The 1,266-nt window shown below is 44.4% G+C and carries 1 protein-coding gene; it reads right to left on the bottom strand.

Going from position 1 to position 1,266, the window contains the following annotated elements; genetic code table 11:
• Positions 1–79: 79 nt before the first annotated feature.
• The coding region (ltrA, locus tag ON15_RS00010; protein WP_010579407.1) for a group II intron reverse transcriptase/maturase at positions 80–1,266 on the bottom strand (1,187 nt) is incomplete at its 5' end.

The following is a 1,266-nucleotide window of genomic DNA, read 5'->3' as shown; positions in this document are numbered from 1 at the left end:
GAATCGAGTAGGAGGCGGGTCACCCCGCCGACCTCTCACACCACCGTACGTACGGTTCCGTATACGGCGGTTCAATAACTTAAGCACTCTGGATTTGCTGGAGAGTTTTGGACATGTTTATTAGTCCAAGACCTTCCAACTTTTCATTCGTTAAGGTGTATTCCAATACACCCGTGTGGGCTGTATGCCAAGGCCCTTTACGCGTATTTGCGTAAATATAAGCCTCTCTTAATGATTCACCTAGTTGTCTCAGTCGCTTAATTCGAGTTTTGATTTTCTTCCATGATTTCCAAATGTACTGGCGAATACGTGAACGTAACCACTGGTCTAGCCGTTTGATGAAAGCTTGTAGTTTGCCAAGACCGTAATATTGCAACCAGCCGCGCATTTTCTGCCAAATCTCTCTGAATATTCGCTCAAGAGAAATTCCACGATTACGTTTAGTGATTTGCTTTAGGGCCTGTTTAATTCTTTGCTTAGACGTTTTGGCGGGACGGGCATACGTACCATTCCGGTTGACACCTAGCGAGAAACCCAGAAACTTTAATTTCAAGGGTGAGCCAACTTGTGTTTTCTCCCGATTAACAGTTAGTTTCAAGTTACGTTCTAGAAAACGGCTAACAGAGACAAGAACTCGTTGGCCCGCACGTTTACTTTTAACATAAATATTACAGTCATCAGCGTAGCGCACAAATTTGTGGCCCCGACTAACGAGTAATTTATCGAGTTCATTGAGGTAAATGTTAGCCAGTAGTGGTGACAAAGGCCCACCTTGTGGTGTTCCCTTAATTCCAGGTTCGAAGACGTGACCATTCATGACACCACTAGTCAAGAACCGACGAATCAGCTTCAATAACCATGGGTCCTGAACATACTGACTAACAAATTTCATCATTAAATCATGGTTGACTGTATCGAAGTAAGCCTTTAAGTCAAGATCAACCACCCAGTGATAGCCTTGATTATAAAGATCAATCACTTGCCGAATGGCGTCATGAGCACTTCGATGCGGTCGAAAACCAAAGCTGCTATCTGAAAACACTTGCTCAAAGATGGGGGTTAGAACCTGAGCTACAGCTTGCTGGACCAGCCGATCTACGACTGTGGGAATACCAAGCTTTCGCTTACCACCATTAGGCTTGGGAATTTCAACTCGTTTTACCGGCATGGGACGATAAGTCCCATTTGCCAATGAATCGAGTAATTTCTGCCGATGTGCTTTCAGATATGGTAATAGGTCATCGACGGACATACCATCAAGACCTG

The sequence above is a fragment of the Liquorilactobacillus vini DSM 20605 genome, from assembly GCF_000255495.1.
In the GTDB taxonomy this organism is placed as follows: domain Bacteria; phylum Bacillota; class Bacilli; order Lactobacillales; family Lactobacillaceae; genus Liquorilactobacillus; species Liquorilactobacillus vini.
Note: the sequence above shows the minus strand (reverse complement) of the source record. Positions and strands in the feature narration are given on the sequence as shown.